Below are 14366 nucleotides of genomic sequence, written 5' to 3' on the forward strand. Positions count from 1 at the left end.
AGCGCTGAAGCGCCAACGGCTATCCTATGATGAAAATACTAGCATATCTGTAAATTGCTGAAGCAATAACAGCTATCCTATGACAGAACTTTCTGTCAGTAAAATTGAATAAGTTTAAAGACGCCTTGTAACCAAAATTTAGATTGGGGGACATTTTTAATGTCAGAAAAACATTTATTTACATCAGAATCAGTATCAGAAGGCCATCCAGATAAGGTTGCTGACCAAATCTCAGATGCCATTCTTGATGCCATTCTCGCACAAGACCCACAGGCACACGTTGCTTGTGAAACGGTCGTATATACAGGGACAGTCAATGTCTTTGGAGAAATATCAACATCAGCTTACGTTGATATTGCCCATGTTGTTCGCGAAACCATCAAAAAAATTGGCTATACTGATAGCGAAAATGGTTTTGATTACAAATCAGTCGGTGTTCACGTCTCACTCGTTGAGCAATCAAGCGATATTGCTCAAGGGGTAAACGAAGCTGAAGAAGTTCGCGATAAAAATGGTCAGTTAGTTGACCCACTTGATTTGATTGGTGCTGGTGACCAAGGAATGATGTTCGGTTTTGCAACTAACGAAACTGCCGAATACATGCCACTTGCCATTTCACTTTCACATAAATTAGTTAAGAAATTGGCTGATTTGCGTAAATCAGGTGAAATTTCATACTTGCGTCCAGATGCAAAATCACAAGTGACTGTAGAATATGATAATAATGGAAAAGCAAAACGTGTTGATACCGTTGTTATCTCGACTCAACATGCTGCTACAGCAACAAATGAAGAAATTCATGATGATGTGATTAACAAAGTGATTAAGGCTATTATTCCTGCCGAACTTTTGGATAATGAAACAAAATACTTTATCAATCCAACAGGACGTTTTGTTATCGGTGGTCCTCAAGGAGACTCAGGTTTGACTGGCCGTAAGATTATTGTTGATACTTACGGTGGTTATGCACCACATGGTGGTGGGGCCTTCTCAGGTAAGGATGCAACTAAGGTTGACCGTTCAGCTTCTTATGCGGCTCGCTATGTGGCTAAAAACATTGTGGCTGCTGGACTTGCTGATAAAGCTCAAATTCAACTTTCTTATGCGATTGGTGTGGCCACTCCTACATCAATCAATGTTGAGACTTTTGGTACAGGTAAAGTTTCAGATGATGAACTTTTGGCCGCAATCCGCAAGGTATTTGACCTCCGTCCAGCAGGTATTATCCAAATGCTTGACTTGCTTCGTCCAATTTATGGACAAACAGCAGCTTATGGGCACTTCGGCCGTACGGATATTGAATTGCCATGGGAACAAACGGACAAGGTTGAAGAATTGAAAGCTGTTTTAGGTAAATAAAATGCCTCGCCGAACTATGTTCGGTCTGACCTGACTTTGTCAGCTCCGCTGTCCGTTTTGTCTATCCGCTAAAGCGAATGACAAAAAGGCACTTCGGCCGTACGGATATTGAATTGCCATGGGAACAAACAGACAAGGTTGAAAAATTGAAAGCAATTCTTGAAAAATAATAAAAAAGCGGATTTCCGCTTTTTTATTTTCAACGAGTAGAGTTGCTTTCAATAGAATACTTAATCCTGTAAAATAGAAGTAACGATAAAAAAAGGAGCTTCTATGAAAAAAATAATCACTAAAGACTATGCAACGATGAGTGAACTTGCTGCAGCGATTGTTCTTGATAAGATGATGCAGCCAAAAAGAGTGAATCTTTCGCTAACAGCGGGGAATACTCCTCTTGGGATGTATGAGATTCTCTTTGATCGACTTCAAAAAATGAATTTTGACCGCTCAAATATCCATTATTATAATTTTGATGAAGTGCCTCTTGCTGGAGAACGTTATGGTTTGACAATGAGTGCTTTAAAAATGGCTTTTTATGACCGAGTGCATATTGATGATGGGAATCTCCATGAGTTAAATTCTCAAAATAATCAAGTTTTTGATCAAAAAATCTTGCAGGATGGTGGGATTGATTTGATTGTCATGGGGATAGGAGAAGATGGTCATTTTTGTGCAAATATGCCAGGACATACAAGTTTTGAGCGAGAAGTTTTTGCTGTTCCATTTGAAGAAGGGGATGAAATTTATCGGTCAATCAAAGAGCTGACAGATAAAGAACCGGCTTCTCCTTATGTCACTTTTGGGCCACGAACAGTTCTAGCAAGCAAGCAACTTTTAGTCTTTGCTGATGGAAAAAATAAAGCAGAGATTATGAAAAAAGTTCTTGAAGGACCAATAACGGAGGAAGTTCCTGCTTCGATTTTGCGAACGCATCCAAATATTACTTTTATTTTAGATGAGGCAGCAGCAGCTTTACTTGAAGATTAAAGAATAAATAAAGACAGTTATTGAAGTAGCTGTTTTTATTTATTCTCTTTGAAGTCTATTTATCATGACATAAATGACTTTAAAATATTCTGAAAGCGTTACACTATCTTTCATTGAATATTGAAGCTTAAAATGATATAATTAATGAGTGTTTTGCTATGCAAAATACATTAATTTATAATCAAACTGTGAGTAGAATTTATTGGAATGATTACTCACTTTAGAGGAGACTAATGGACATTATTTCTATCGTTCTCTTGGTCTTATTGGTTGTATTAGTTGTCGCATTTATTTTTTATGCCCAAAATATTAAGAAAAATAAGCAAGATGCTGAATCTCTTTTTAACGAAGCAGAAAATAAAGCAAATGAGGTGATGGCGAGTGCTAAACGTGAGGCGGAGTCTTTGAAAAGGGAGGCTGAAGCCTTCAAAAAAGAAGCCCGTTACACCCTTCGTGAAGAAGAACAAAAGCAACGTCGCGAAATCGAAGATGAATTTAAGCAGGAACGTCAGGAGTTAAAGGAGACTGAAAAGCGCCTAAAACAACGTGAAGAAATCTTAGACCGTAAGGATGATACCTTAACGAAAAAAGAAGAAAACTTAGATTCTAAAGAGGAAAACCTCGTTAGAAAAACTGATACGCTCAGTAAGCGAGAAGAACAATTAGCGCATATTGAAGAAAAGAAACGACTGGAATTGGAGCGTATTTCAAATTTGAGCATGGATGATGCTCGTGAAATTATCTTGAGTGAAACCCGTGATGGTTTAACAAAAGAGATGGCTCAAACAATTCGTCAAAGTGAAGAAAAAGCTCAAGCAGAAGCAGATAAAAGAGCTAAAAATATTATTTCACTTGCCATTCAACGTGTTTCATCTGATTCGGTAGCTGAACAAACTGTTTCAGTTGTCAATTTACCAGATGATGGCATGAAGGGTCGAATTATCGGTCGTGAAGGTCGTAATATTCGTACTTTTGAAGCTTTGACTGGAATTGATGTCATCATTGATGATACGCCAGAAGCAGTTGTACTTTCAGGATTTGATCCAATTCGTCGTGAAATTGCTCGAATGACACTTGAACAATTAGTTCAAGATGGTCGAATTCATCCAGCTCGCATTGAAGAGTTGGTTGAGAAAAATCGTAAGGCCCTTGATCACAAGATGCGTGAATATGGGGAACAAGCTGCATTTGAAGTGGGCGCGCATAATTTGCATCCTGACTTGATGAAGATTATGGGACGTTTACACTTCCGTACTTCTTATGGTCAAAATGTGCTTGACCATTCTGTTGAAGTGGCTCATATTGCTGGTAATTTAGCTGGTGAAATGGGAGAAAATGAGGCTCTTGCCAAACGTGCAGGATTCTTGCATGATATTGGTAAAGCACTTGACCATGAGGTTGAGGGAAGCCACGTTGAGATTGGTACAGAACTTGCACGTAAGTACAAGGAAAATCCAATTGTAATCAACACAATTGCTAGTCACCATGGCGATACAGAACCATTAAGTAACATCGCAGTACTTGTTGCAGCAGCAGATGCATTGTCAGCAGCACGTCCTGGAGCTCGTCGTGAATCAATTGAAAATTACATCAAACGTTTGAAAGACCTCGAAGCAATTTCAACAAGCTTTGATGGTGTGGAAACAGCCTTTGCTCTGCAAGCTGGACGTGAAATTCGAGTGATGGTTAAACCAGATAAATTGACGGATGACCAAATCGTAATTTTGGCGCGTGATGTGAAAAATCGAATCGAAGGTGAGATGGATTATCCTGGTAATATTAAAGTTACCGTTATCCGAGAAACTCGAGCGATTGACTACGCAAAATAAAAAAACTGTCTTAGGACGGTTTTTTTATTTCGGATTACTAAGTTATATATCTTTTGGGTTACAAAAGCTAGTTTCTAGAGTGGAGTTTTGATAGAATGAACTTAATCGTTGATTTATATAGAGAATTAAAGATATATCGGAGGAAAAAATGCGTGAGCGTGGTTTATTAATTGTTTTTTCTGGGCCTTCTGGTGTTGGAAAAGGAACAGTTCGTGCTAAAATTTTTGAAAGTGATAACAACTTTGAATATTCAGTGTCGATGACAACAAGAAAGCAACGTCCTGGTGAAGTAGATGGAAAAGATTATTATTTCCGGACACGTGATGAATTTGAAGAAATGATTCGCAATGGACAAATGCTCGAATATGCTGAATATGTTGGAAATTACTATGGCACACCTTTAACTTATGTCAATCAGACATTGGATGAAGGAAAAGATGTTTTTCTAGAAATTGAAGTGCAAGGTGCACTCCAAGTGAAAGAAAAAGTTCCAGATGGTGTTTTTGTCTTCTTGACTCCACCAGATTTGGAAGAATTGCGTGGACGTTTGGTGGGACGTGGAACAGATTCAGCTGAGGTCATTGCTTCACGACTTGAAAAAGCAAAAGAAGAAATTCGGTTGATGAGTGAATATGATTATGCGGTTGTCAATGATAAAGTTGAACTTGCTGCTGAACGTGTCAAGAAAATTATTGAGGCTGAACATTATCGAGTGGACCGCGTGATTGAACGTTATGTTCATATGATTGATGATGTAAAAGCTTAATATAAAAAATACTGACAGCCAAGTCAGAAATATTAAAATGAAAAGTTTAGAAAATGAGGTAATGGATTATGATGTTAGAACCTTCAATTGACAAATTATTGGATCAAGTGGACTCAAAATACTCTTTAGTTGTTTTGGAAGCAAAACGCGCTCATGAATTGCGTGATAAAGAACGTCCAACAAAAGAATTTAAAGCCGTAAAACGGACTTTGCAAGCTTTGGAAGAAATTGCTGATGGAACAGTTAAAATTCACCCAGCACCTGAATTGAAGCGCGAAACTTTGGTTGAAAAACGTGAGTTGGAACGTTTGCAAGCGAAAATGAAAGAACAACTTATCAAAGAACAAATTGCAAAAGAAGAAGCTGAAGAAGAAGCAAAACAAAAAAATAGTCGTGCGGCTAAAGCAGCTGCTGCAGAATAATTTTTTAGGCGTCAATTGGCGCTTTTTTTATTTTGTTTTACTGATTTTTATTAATATTAGCGGATATAGGACATCTGACAGAATCAAAGTTTATTCCATTGTCTAGTCGTAATTGGCAAATATCAAATAGTGAACTGTGTTATAATTAAAAGAAGAATTACGGAGGTCAAAACTGAATGAAAATTGCTAAAGTAATCGTTGACCTGCCTCTGATGCAGACTGATAAGCCTTTTTCTTATGCCATTTCAAAAGAATTTCAAAGTTTGATTGAACTGGGAATGCGGGTTCATGTTCCTTTTGGGACAGGAAATCGTTTGGTTCAAGGAATTATTGTTGGGATTGAGGAAGAAAAGGATGCAGAAAATTCGTCAGTAAATTTGAAAGATATTGCTGAGTTACTGGATGTTGAACCGGTACTGACCGAAGAACAACTCTGGTTAGCTGATGAAATGCGCCACTCGGTTTTCTCATATAAAATTTCTTGTTTGAAAGCGATGCTGCCTAATCTTTTGAATTCTAATTATGACAAACTCTTGAAATCTGCTGACGGAGCTGTCAGCAAATGGTCACAGCTGACAGAAGAAGAAAAAATTTCGTCAGCAAAAGCGGTGCGTGCTGGACAGCTGTCAGTAGAATATTTAGCCAAATCCAAAGAAAATCGGAAGACCGAAAAATATTTATCTATTCCGGATTTGGAAAAATTGGCTGAATTTGAAATTGAAAAACGAGCGAAAAAACGCTTGGAACTAAAATATTTTCTCTTACGAATGACCGAAGAAAAAATTGCTCTAAAATCTTTAAATTTTTCTTCACAAATTATCAAATTTTTCATTGAGCATGATTTGGTCAAAATTGAAGAAGTTGAAATTTCTCGGACAAAAGATAAATTTGAAGCGATTGAAAATGACAGCGCCAAAGTGCTGAATTCTGAACAAGAATCAGCTTATGAAAAAATAATTGCTTCTTCTGACAAACCATTTTTGTTGGAAGGTATCACTGGCTCAGGTAAAACAGAAGTTTACTTACAGACCATTGACCATTTTCTACAAATGGGAAAAACGGCCATCATGCTTGTGCCGGAAATTTCACTGACGCCGCAGATTACCAATCGATTTATTGCTCGTTTTGGTGACAAAGTGGCCATCATGCACTCAGGTTTGTCTGACGGTGAAAAATATGATGAATGGCGTAAAATTAAGTCTGGCAAAGCTCAAGTCGTTGTCGGTGCTCGCTCGGCAATTTTTACGCCAGTCGAAAATTTAGGTATTATCATCATTGATGAGGAGCACGAAACTTCCTATAAGCAAGATTCTAGTCCGCGTTATCATGCCAGAGATATTGCACTTTTGCGAGCAAAATGGCATGGAGCCACCCTAGTTTTGGGTTCAGCAACGCCAAGTTTAGAATCACGGGCGCGTGCCATGCGTGGCGTTTATGAGCTTTTATTACTGACAAAACGGGCAAATGAAGCGGCAATCTTGCCAGAAATTAAAATCATTGATATGCGCAGTGAAATTTCTGACCAGTCAGCAAATTTCTCACAATCATTACTGACAAAAATTAAAGAAAAAATTGACAAAGATGAACAAGTCATTTTGATGCTGAATCGTCGAGGTTATTCTTCTTTTGTCATGTGTCGAGAATGTGGTTTCGTTGTTGATTGCCCCAACTGTGATATTTCTTTGACCCTTCACATGGACACCAGAACGCTGAATTGTCATTATTGTGGTCACGTTCAAGGCATTCCTCAAACTTGTCCCAACTGTCAATCACGAAAAATTCGTTATTATGGTTCTGGAACGCAAAAAGTCGAAGAAGAACTTCGAGAAATCATGCCTGAGGCTCGAGTTTTACGAATGGATGTGGATACCACTCGAACGAAAAATGCTCACGAAAAAATTCTTGAAAAATTTGGTAACCATGAAGCTGATATCCTTTTAGGAACTCAGATGATTGCCAAAGGTTTAGATTTTCCAAACGTGACTTTGGTGGGTGTCATTAATGCAGATACCGGTCTAAATTTACCTGATTTTCGGGCCAGTGAACGTTCATTTGAATTGTTGATGCAGGTGGCTGGACGAGCTGGACGTGCGGATAAAAAAGGTGAAGTTTTGATTCAAACCTTCAATCCACATCATTATGCCATTGAAATGACCAAAGCTCAAGATTATGAAAAATTTTATGAAATGGAAATGAGATTTCGTCGTGAACTTTCCTATCCACCTTATTATTTCACGGTTCAAGTGCTTGTTTCTCATCAAGAGGAAGAAGTTGCCATTCAAAAATCTTATGAAATTTCCCAAATTTTAAAACAAAATCTGACAGAAAAAGCCAAAATTTTGGGACCAACTGCCAGACCAATTGCCAGAACACATAATCTTTATCATTATCAAATTTTAGTTAAATATCGTTTTGAAGAAGAATTAGAGTCCGCTTTGAATCAAGTGCTTGAATTAACCCAACTTCGTGACAATAAAAATTTACGAATTTTGATTGATAGCGAACCACAAAATTTTGTATAAAATCAGAGTTGATGAGGTTAAAAATGATTAGATTAACCAAAGAAGAAGCCAGAAATTTTTTATTGGCTAAGCAGGGTTTGCTTGGTCATAAACAGTTTTCAGGAAAAGAAGGGCTTATGGATTTTGTCAGGCAGGCAGGTTCGGTACAGTTTGATCCGGTAGATGTTTGTGGAACTAGTCCAGAACTGACTTTGCAGGCGCGAATTGAGTATTTCACTAAAGAAATGCTCGATGAATTACTTTATCAAGACCGTCTTTTGATTGATTTTTTTGACAAAAATCTTTGTATTTTGCCAATAGAAGATTTGACAGTTTTTACTCGAAAATATGCGGGAATCAGCTATGCAGAAGCAATGGCGCGTAGACAAAGTGAACCTGTTCTGCAAATGATGATTGAAATCAGAAAAATACTCTCTGAAAAAGAATATATTTTTGCCAAAGATTTGCGTCATTTGGAAAGTGGAAATTTGATTTGGGATTGGGGTGCCTCTTCATCCGTGGCAAGAGCCGCACTTGAAACCATGTATTTTAAAGGTGAACTGATTATTCATCATAAAAATGGACGGCAAAAAGCTTATGCCTTGGCAGAAAAATTTTTGTCAGCAAAACTTTTGAGCGCGAAAAGTCCTTTTGAAAGTGAACTTGATTATCATCAGCAACTTGTTTTGAGACGAATTGGCACGATTGGATTTTTATGGAACAAGCGAAGTGATGCTTGGTTGGGGATTGAGCATTTCAAAACTTTTGAGCGAAATCAAGCTTTTCAAAGTCTTTTAGAAGATAAAAAAATTACAGAAATTCAAATTGAAGGAATTTCAACAATTTTTTATATGAAAAAAGAAGATGAAAAGTTGCTGACAAGTTCGCACCTTGTCCCTGATCGCTCTGACAGTCTGTCAGTAAATCCAAAATCGCCAGTACGAATGGAATTCCTTGCTCCGCTTGACAATTTGCTTTGGGACCGAAATTTGATTCGAGAAATCTTTGATTTTGACTACAAATGGGAAATTTACACTCCAAAGGAAAAAAGAAAATATGGGGCTTATGTTCTTCCAGTCCTTTACAAAAATCGTTTTGTTGGCCGTCTGGAAATTGAGCGACATACTAAAGAAAAAGTTTTGCTTGTTAAAAACTTTTGGCTAGAAGACAACGAAGTTTTTAACAAGTCATGCAAGGAGGCTTTTTCCACATGTGTAGAAGTTTTTAGAGCATTCAATCACTGTGAAAAAGTCGAATATGTGAAAGGTTGGTGCAAAGAAAATGACCAAAAGTGAACTTTTTCAACAAACAATTGACGCTTGGCTGACCAAAGATATCAATAAGTTATTAAGTGGTCTGTCAGCAGATATTATTTACACAGAATGTTACGGCGCTCAATATCAAGGAAAAGCAGAAATTGAAAAGTGGTTCCGTCAGTGGAATAATCCTGTGGAAAATCAAGTGAAATCATGGTCTGTGGATAAGTCTTATGTAGATAATGAGACTTGTTTTTTCACATGGACTTTCCATTATGTCTATAAAGGGGAAGAAAATATTTTTGATGGAATTTCTCTTGTTAAATTTTCTGGAAATAAAATTTGTCAAATTCAAGAATTTGAACAAAAACATGAAAAATTTCGTCCATTTTTGAAGTAAAATGAGGTAAAATATGGTTGAGAAATTTGATTTATTGAAACATTTTGGAGTATACGGAGTGGCAATTGACAATGATAAATTACTAGTCATTGAAAAAAATTCAGGTTCCTACCAAAATCGTTATGATTTGCCCGGAGGGGCTCAAGAAGTTGGTGAATCAATGATTGACACATTAGAGCGAGAAATTCTTGAAGAAACTGGATTTACTGTCCTTTCAAGTGCTAAGAGTCGCCTCTATTCGGCTTAGATCTATGAAAATGACCGTCGAGTCGTTAGTCACCACATTTTTAACCTTTTTGATGTAAAATTAAATCATGTAGCCAAAAAACTACCACAATTTGTTGCTGATGGAAAAAACGATTCTGACAGAGCAGTTTGGAAATTAGTGACAGAACTATCAGTAGAAAATTCATCTCCACTTGTCCTAAAAGTAATTGCTGAAGTCAATAATTATCCCCATGTGGATAAAGCCGAAATTTACAGAGATTGGAAGGTCAATTATGGAAGCAAAAATTATCCCAAGCCTTTGGTTTAACAATAATGCTGAAGAAGCAATAAACTATTATGTATCTGTATTTCCAAATTCAAAAATCAAAAATATCGAATATTATCCTGATGAAAAGCTAGATGAGCATTTCGTAGGAATGTCTGGAAAAGTATTAAATGGTGAATTTAGTCTGAATGGACTTGACTTTATCTGTCTTGACGGTGGGCCAATTTTTAAATTTAATGAAGCAGTCAGTTTCACTGTGACTTGTAAAAATCAAGCCGAAATTGATGATTATTGGGCAAAACTTTCTCACGTACCAGAAGCCGAACAGTGTGGTTGGTGCAAAGACAAATTTGGCCTTTCTTGGCAAATCATTCCAGAAAATCTGGGTCAATTAATGGCAAAAGGTGACAAGGCCGTTCAAGTATTAATGAAACAAAAGAAAATTATTATCGAGGAGTTTGAAAACTTATGACAAAAACAAAAATTATCTTTATGGGGACGCCACAATTTGCTGCGACCGTTTTGAAAGGTTTGATTGACTCTAATCAATATGAAATCCTAGCAGTTGTGACCCAACCAGACCGTAAAGTTGGTCGAAAACAGGAATTAAGAATGACACCAGTTAAAGAACTTGCTTTAACGGTTAACTTGCCTGTTCTTCAACCAGAAAAGCTATCTGGCTCAGTAGAAATGACTCAAATCATGACGCTCCTTGAATCAGGAGAAGTTGGAATTGTGACTGCCGCATTTGGACAATTTTTGCCAGGGAAATTATTAGATGTCGCTCGTTTTGCGGTAAATACACACGCTTCCTTACTACCGAAATATCGCGGTGGAGCGCCGATTCATTATGCCATTATGAATGGCGAAAAAGAAGCTGGTGTGACAATTATGGAAATGATTCGTAAAATGGATGCCGGTGACATGATTGCTCAAAATTCTACTCCAATTCTTGAAGAAGACAATGTCGGCACTATGTTTGAAAAATTGGCTTTTGTTGGACGTGATTTACTCCTTGAAACATTACCCAAGTATCTGGAGGGTCAACTCAAAGCTCAAGCTCAAAATGAAGATGAAGTGACTTTTAGTCCAAATATTTCACCAGAAGAAGAAAAAATCGATTGGAACAAATCCGCGCGTGAAATTTTCAATAAAGTTCGTGGCATGAATCCTTTTCCAGTCGCCCATACCCTGTGGAATGGGGAACGCTTTAAGATTTATGAAAGCAAAGTAGCTGACGAAATTGTTAACAATTCTGATAATCCCTTACAGGCTGGTCAAATTGTGGAAAAAACAAAAAAATCATTAAAAGTTGCTACTGGCAATGGAATTCTTGAGCTTTTAACTGTCCAACCGGCAGGCAAACCTAAAATGGACATTGTTAGTTTTCTTAATGGTTTAGGTCAAAAAATGCAAGTTGGGGATAAACTTGGGGATTAGATAAAAAATAAGATATTTCAAGTAGAAATATTTATCCACAGAAACTAAAAGTATGAGATCTGAGATACAATTTATCTCTAAAAAAGTTCTATCATTGTTAATGATGGAATTTTTTGTTTACTAAAATATCGTAAAAAAGGGTAAATGTAATAAAAAGAAAGCGGATTATTTTATAAATGCCTCAAAGTTTGTTATAGTAAAAATGTGCAGGAACTGTACTAGAAAGAGGTGCTTTATGATTTGGTCGTTAATTGTCGGAGCCATTATTGGTGTAATTGCAGGAGCTATTACCAATAAAGGCAAATCAATGGGATGGATTGCTAATATTTTAGCTGGACTTGTTGGGGCTGCAGTAGGTCAAGGACTCCTAGGAACATGGGGACCAAAGTTGGCCGGAATGGCTCTAATTCCCTCTATTATAGGTGCTGTCATCGTTGTAGCTGTTGTTTCATTCTTTTTAGGTAAGGCAAACAACTAGAAGAAACAATAACAGAGAGGAGGTATCGTGTCAAAAGGAAAAAAATTTATTTTTATTCTGGCTGATTTATTTTTCCTCACCATTCTCATACCAATTTTATGGGATTATTTTAATCAAATGAATTTTCGTTGGGAGCTTAGTCCCTCATCAGAAATTCCTTACATTGGAGAAAAACTTCCCCAATATATATTTATCAGCGCTTCAATTTTAGGAATACTCTTATTATTTGCCTTGTTGGTTGTCATCTTTTATCCCAAAACCTATATGGAGATTTTATTAGATGATAAAGCAGGAAGTTTGACTCTAAAACGTTCAGCAATCGAAGGATTAGTTAGAGAGCTCGTGCTTGATAATGGCTATATTAGAAACCCTAAAATAAATGTGACTTTATATCAGTCCACAATAAAAATTGATGTACAAGGAGAAATTATTCCCAGAGTTGAAATTGTTGAAAAAACAAAAGCGATTGAGCAAGAAATCAAAGAAAGTTTAAAAAATTTCTTTGGTTTGAATCATGAGGTGAAATTAAAAATCAAAGTCAGCTCAATTGTTGAAAAGAAAGACTCGACAAGTCCACGCGTAGTCTAAGGAGGTAGAAATGGATCTTTTCGAAAGATATCGATACCCGATTATTGGCGGAATAATAGGCTGTATTATTGCAGTTTGTATCTTCACAATCGGATTTTGGAAAATGATTCTTCTCTTCTTGCTTATTGGGTTAGGGATTTTTGTAGGTCTCTATCTTCAACGCACGGGAATCATTGAACAAATAAAGAAGAAAAAATAGGAGGAAATTATGGTACAAGAAAACACAAAAACGGAAACAACTGAAGTTAAAGGCAACTTAGCATATGAAGACAAAGTCATCCAAAAAATTGTCGGACTTGCCCTTGAATCTGTCAATGGATTACTTGCTGTTGATGGAGGATTTTTCTCAAATCTCACAGGAAAACTTGTAAATACAGAGGATGTCACCGCTGGTGTTGGCGTTGAAGTCGGCAAAAAGCAAGTTGCTGTGGACCTTAAGGTAGTAACAGAATATAAAAAGAATGTTCCAGATATCTATCAAAAAATCAAAGAAGTTATCCGTAAAGAAGTTTCGGATATGACTGATTTGGAAGTTGTTGAAGTCAATGTAACGGTCGTAGATATTAAGACAAAAGAACAACAAAAAGATGATGAAAAAAGTTTACAAGATCGTGTGGTTGGCGCAGCTCAAACAACAGGGAAATTTACATCTGATCAGGTAGACAAAGTTAAAGAAAAAGTTGATGATATGGGTGATGACTCCCGTGTGAAATAAGATCAAATTAATAAAAAGCTGGCTTGCTTGTCAGCTTTTTATTAATTTGAGTGGAAAAATAATTTAGTTAACAGACTGGGAATGACTAAAATAGAAGGAAAAATTACAATACAATTAAATATAATTAAGTTTATTTTAACTTAAATCTCATAATGAATAGACTTATTAAAATACTAATTTTAATCTAATAATAAATTCATTATTCTTTCGCATATAGTCACTGTTCATCAGAGATGCCGGAAAAGCCACTGCATTTTTATGCTTTATATTGTATTTTTATTCCAAAAGGAGGCTTTTAGAAAGGGTTTGCATTAATTTTTAGATTACTATATACTGGTTTTATCAAATAAAGAAAGTAGTATAAATATGAAAAAAATTACTTTAATGACTAGTTCTATTCTTGCATTAGGAATCGTTGGTATATCAACAAGTGCAACGAACATCTCGGCAGCAAGTACGTCCCATCAAACTTCTATTAGTAATAGTGTGGATATGAGGGATAATTTTGAGGATATCATTTTAGATAAGGGAGAATTTTCATCTCCACTCACTCTTGAGAAATATGATTATGATTTGAATCACATGCCTGGTAATTTTAATTTTGAGACAGGAAAAGTAGTTATTGATTACAGTGCAAAAGTTTTAACTGATTTGGATGGAGAAGTGGATAAATACTTCAATTTAGAACTCCCTTCAGAATTTTATATTATCTCAGAAATAAATAATGGAGAAGCAATGAAAACTGCTATTACAGCAGCTTCCTACCATCTTCCTGGAGAGAGTGATCCTATAAAATTCACTCCTGCGGAGATTGATACAAGTCATTTTGGCAAGATTAATTTTACCCTACCAAAAACTGCTGTGATTTCTGCAGATGAAGTAATTAATATAAAAATTCAGATTTATTTTGGACAAATCTTAGATGATTTAAATTATGGACCCGATTATGATTACACTCAGCTAATTCCCAATGCAGCTAGTGGTCCCTATCATTTTAAAGGTGCTTTAACATCTAAAAATAATTTAGAACCCTTTCCTGAGGGAGTTGCGATTGGATATACAGATGAGAAACAAGCCATTCAATAAAATTAAACCTTTTATTATATAAAATTAATTTTAAAATCCAAGTAAA

General features: G+C 36.3%; 17 protein-coding genes. 16 read left to right on the top strand and 1 reads right to left on the bottom strand.

Translation table 11 applies throughout. The annotated features are described in order from the left end of the window. Positions 1-159 precede the first annotated feature (159 nt). The 9 genes from metK (at position 160) to RSC39_RS04830 (ending at position 9767) form a co-directional block, all read left to right on the top strand. Positions 160-1359, top strand: coding sequence for a methionine adenosyltransferase (metK, locus tag RSC39_RS04790; protein WP_332535482.1), 1200 nt, complete (start codon positions 160-162; stop codon positions 1357-1359). Positions 1360-1632: 273 nt separating this feature from the next. Then, complete coding sequence (locus tag RSC39_RS04795; RefSeq protein ID WP_011676970.1) at positions 1633-2346, top strand: glucosamine-6-phosphate deaminase; 714 nt, start codon at positions 1633-1635, stop codon at positions 2344-2346. Between the two features lie 233 nt (positions 2347-2579). Then, positions 2580-4175 (top strand): ribonuclease Y, encoded by a 1596-nt coding sequence (rny, locus tag RSC39_RS04800; RefSeq protein ID WP_332535485.1) that lies wholly within the window; start codon positions 2580-2582, stop codon positions 4173-4175. 148 nt (positions 4176-4323) lie between these two features. After that, entirely contained in the window at positions 4324-4941 is a 618-nt protein-coding gene (gmk, locus tag RSC39_RS04805) for a guanylate kinase (RefSeq protein ID WP_011835859.1), read from the top strand. A gap of 68 nt (positions 4942-5009) precedes the next feature. Continuing rightward, positions 5010-5363: a DNA-directed RNA polymerase subunit omega gene (gene rpoZ, locus RSC39_RS04810; protein ID WP_011835858.1), complete on the top strand. Its 354-nt coding sequence runs from the start codon at positions 5010-5012 to the stop codon at positions 5361-5363. Positions 5364-5539: 176 nt separating this feature from the next. Then, the gene (locus RSC39_RS04815) at positions 5540-7885 is read left to right on the top strand and encodes a primosomal protein N' (protein ID WP_063282073.1); all 2346 of its coding nucleotides are present in this window, start codon (positions 5540-5542) and stop codon (positions 7883-7885) included. Between the two features lie 23 nt (positions 7886-7908). After that, on the top strand, positions 7909-9159 hold the full coding sequence (locus RSC39_RS04820; protein ID WP_257013411.1) for a winged helix DNA-binding domain-containing protein: 1251 nt from the start codon (positions 7909-7911) through the stop codon (positions 9157-9159). Then, the gene (locus RSC39_RS04825; protein WP_063282074.1) at positions 9146-9520 is read left to right on the top strand and encodes a nuclear transport factor 2 family protein; all 375 of its coding nucleotides are present in this window, start codon (positions 9146-9148) and stop codon (positions 9518-9520) included. Before RSC39_RS04820 ends, RSC39_RS04825 begins: the two co-directional genes overlap by 14 nt. A 13-nt stretch (positions 9521-9533) precedes the next feature. Continuing rightward, complete coding sequence (locus tag RSC39_RS04830; protein ID WP_332535491.1) at positions 9534-9767, top strand: NUDIX domain-containing protein; 234 nt, start codon at positions 9534-9536, stop codon at positions 9765-9767. Between the two features lie 65 nt (positions 9768-9832). Here the strand turns inward: RSC39_RS04830 and RSC39_RS04835 are convergent, their stop codons facing one another. Continuing rightward, on the bottom strand, positions 9833-9967 hold the full coding sequence (locus RSC39_RS04835) for a hypothetical protein (protein WP_332535493.1): 135 nt from the start codon (positions 9965-9967) through the stop codon (positions 9833-9835). A gap of 53 nt (positions 9968-10020) precedes the next feature. On the opposite strand from RSC39_RS04835, the gene RSC39_RS04840 reads away from it, so the two are divergent. The 7 genes from RSC39_RS04840 to RSC39_RS04870 all read left to right on the top strand — a co-directional run bounded on the left by RSC39_RS04840 (position 10021) and on the right by RSC39_RS04870 (position 14320). Further along, positions 10021-10485 carry a VOC family protein gene (locus RSC39_RS04840; RefSeq protein ID WP_332535495.1) on the top strand — a complete coding sequence of 155 codons (465 nt, stop codon included), beginning with the start codon at positions 10021-10023 and terminating at the stop codon, positions 10483-10485. Next, complete coding sequence (gene fmt / locus RSC39_RS04845) at positions 10482-11453, top strand: methionyl-tRNA formyltransferase (RefSeq protein ID WP_011676961.1); 972 nt, start codon at positions 10482-10484, stop codon at positions 11451-11453. The genes RSC39_RS04840 and fmt overlap by 4 nt, the downstream gene beginning before the upstream one ends. A 235-nt stretch (positions 11454-11688) precedes the next feature. Then, on the top strand, positions 11689-11931 hold the full coding sequence (locus RSC39_RS04850) for a GlsB/YeaQ/YmgE family stress response membrane protein (RefSeq protein WP_011676960.1): 243 nt from the start codon (positions 11689-11691) through the stop codon (positions 11929-11931). Positions 11932-11958: 27 nt separating this feature from the next. Then, positions 11959-12519, top strand: coding sequence for an alkaline shock response membrane anchor protein AmaP (amaP, locus tag RSC39_RS04855; protein WP_021037831.1), 561 nt, complete (start codon positions 11959-11961; stop codon positions 12517-12519). Between the two features lie 10 nt (positions 12520-12529). Then, positions 12530-12718: a DUF2273 domain-containing protein gene (locus RSC39_RS04860; RefSeq protein WP_011676958.1), complete on the top strand. Its 189-nt coding sequence runs from the start codon at positions 12530-12532 to the stop codon at positions 12716-12718. Between the two features lie 9 nt (positions 12719-12727). Beyond that, a complete protein-coding gene (locus RSC39_RS04865; protein WP_011676957.1) occupies positions 12728-13234 on the top strand; it encodes an Asp23/Gls24 family envelope stress response protein in 507 nt (168 codons plus the stop codon). Positions 13235-13600: 366 nt separating this feature from the next. Next, entirely contained in the window at positions 13601-14320 is a 720-nt protein-coding gene (locus tag RSC39_RS04870; protein ID WP_332535499.1) for a hypothetical protein, read from the top strand. Positions 14321-14366: the final 46 nt, after the last annotated feature.

The organism is Lactococcus sp. (assembly GCF_036648155.1).
GTDB classification, from domain to species: domain Bacteria; phylum Bacillota; class Bacilli; order Lactobacillales; family Streptococcaceae; genus Lactococcus; species Lactococcus cremoris.

Bases quoted from the DNA above. Each gene is read 5' to 3' on its own strand.
- rpoZ (WP_011835858.1), top strand. From the start codon at position 5,010: ATGATGTTAGAACCTTCAATTGACAAATTATTGGATCAAGTGGACTCA.
- metK (WP_332535482.1), top strand. From the start codon at position 160: ATGTCAGAAAAACATTTATTTACATCAGAATCAGTATCAGAAGGCCAT.
- RSC39_RS04795 (WP_011676970.1), top strand. From the start codon at position 1,633: ATGAAAAAAATAATCACTAAAGACTATGCAACGATGAGTGAACTTGCT.
- RSC39_RS04840 (WP_332535495.1), top strand. From the start codon at position 10,021: ATGGAAGCAAAAATTATCCCAAGCCTTTGGTTTAACAATAATGCTGAA.
- RSC39_RS04850 (WP_011676960.1), top strand. From the start codon at position 11,689: ATGATTTGGTCGTTAATTGTCGGAGCCATTATTGGTGTAATTGCAGGA.
- RSC39_RS04870 (WP_332535499.1), top strand. From the start codon at position 13,601: ATGAAAAAAATTACTTTAATGACTAGTTCTATTCTTGCATTAGGAATC.
- rny (WP_332535485.1), top strand. From the start codon at position 2,580: ATGGACATTATTTCTATCGTTCTCTTGGTCTTATTGGTTGTATTAGTT.
- RSC39_RS04865 (WP_011676957.1), top strand. From the start codon at position 12,728: ATGGTACAAGAAAACACAAAAACGGAAACAACTGAAGTTAAAGGCAAC.
- RSC39_RS04820 (WP_257013411.1), top strand. From the start codon at position 7,909: ATGATTAGATTAACCAAAGAAGAAGCCAGAAATTTTTTATTGGCTAAG.
- RSC39_RS04860 (WP_011676958.1), top strand. From the start codon at position 12,530: ATGGATCTTTTCGAAAGATATCGATACCCGATTATTGGCGGAATAATA.
- gmk (WP_011835859.1), top strand. From the start codon at position 4,324: ATGCGTGAGCGTGGTTTATTAATTGTTTTTTCTGGGCCTTCTGGTGTT.
- RSC39_RS04830 (WP_332535491.1), top strand. From the start codon at position 9,534: ATGGTTGAGAAATTTGATTTATTGAAACATTTTGGAGTATACGGAGTG.
- fmt (WP_011676961.1), top strand. From the start codon at position 10,482: ATGACAAAAACAAAAATTATCTTTATGGGGACGCCACAATTTGCTGCG.
- RSC39_RS04825 (WP_063282074.1), top strand. From the start codon at position 9,146: ATGACCAAAAGTGAACTTTTTCAACAAACAATTGACGCTTGGCTGACC.
- RSC39_RS04815 (WP_063282073.1), top strand. From the start codon at position 5,540: ATGAAAATTGCTAAAGTAATCGTTGACCTGCCTCTGATGCAGACTGAT.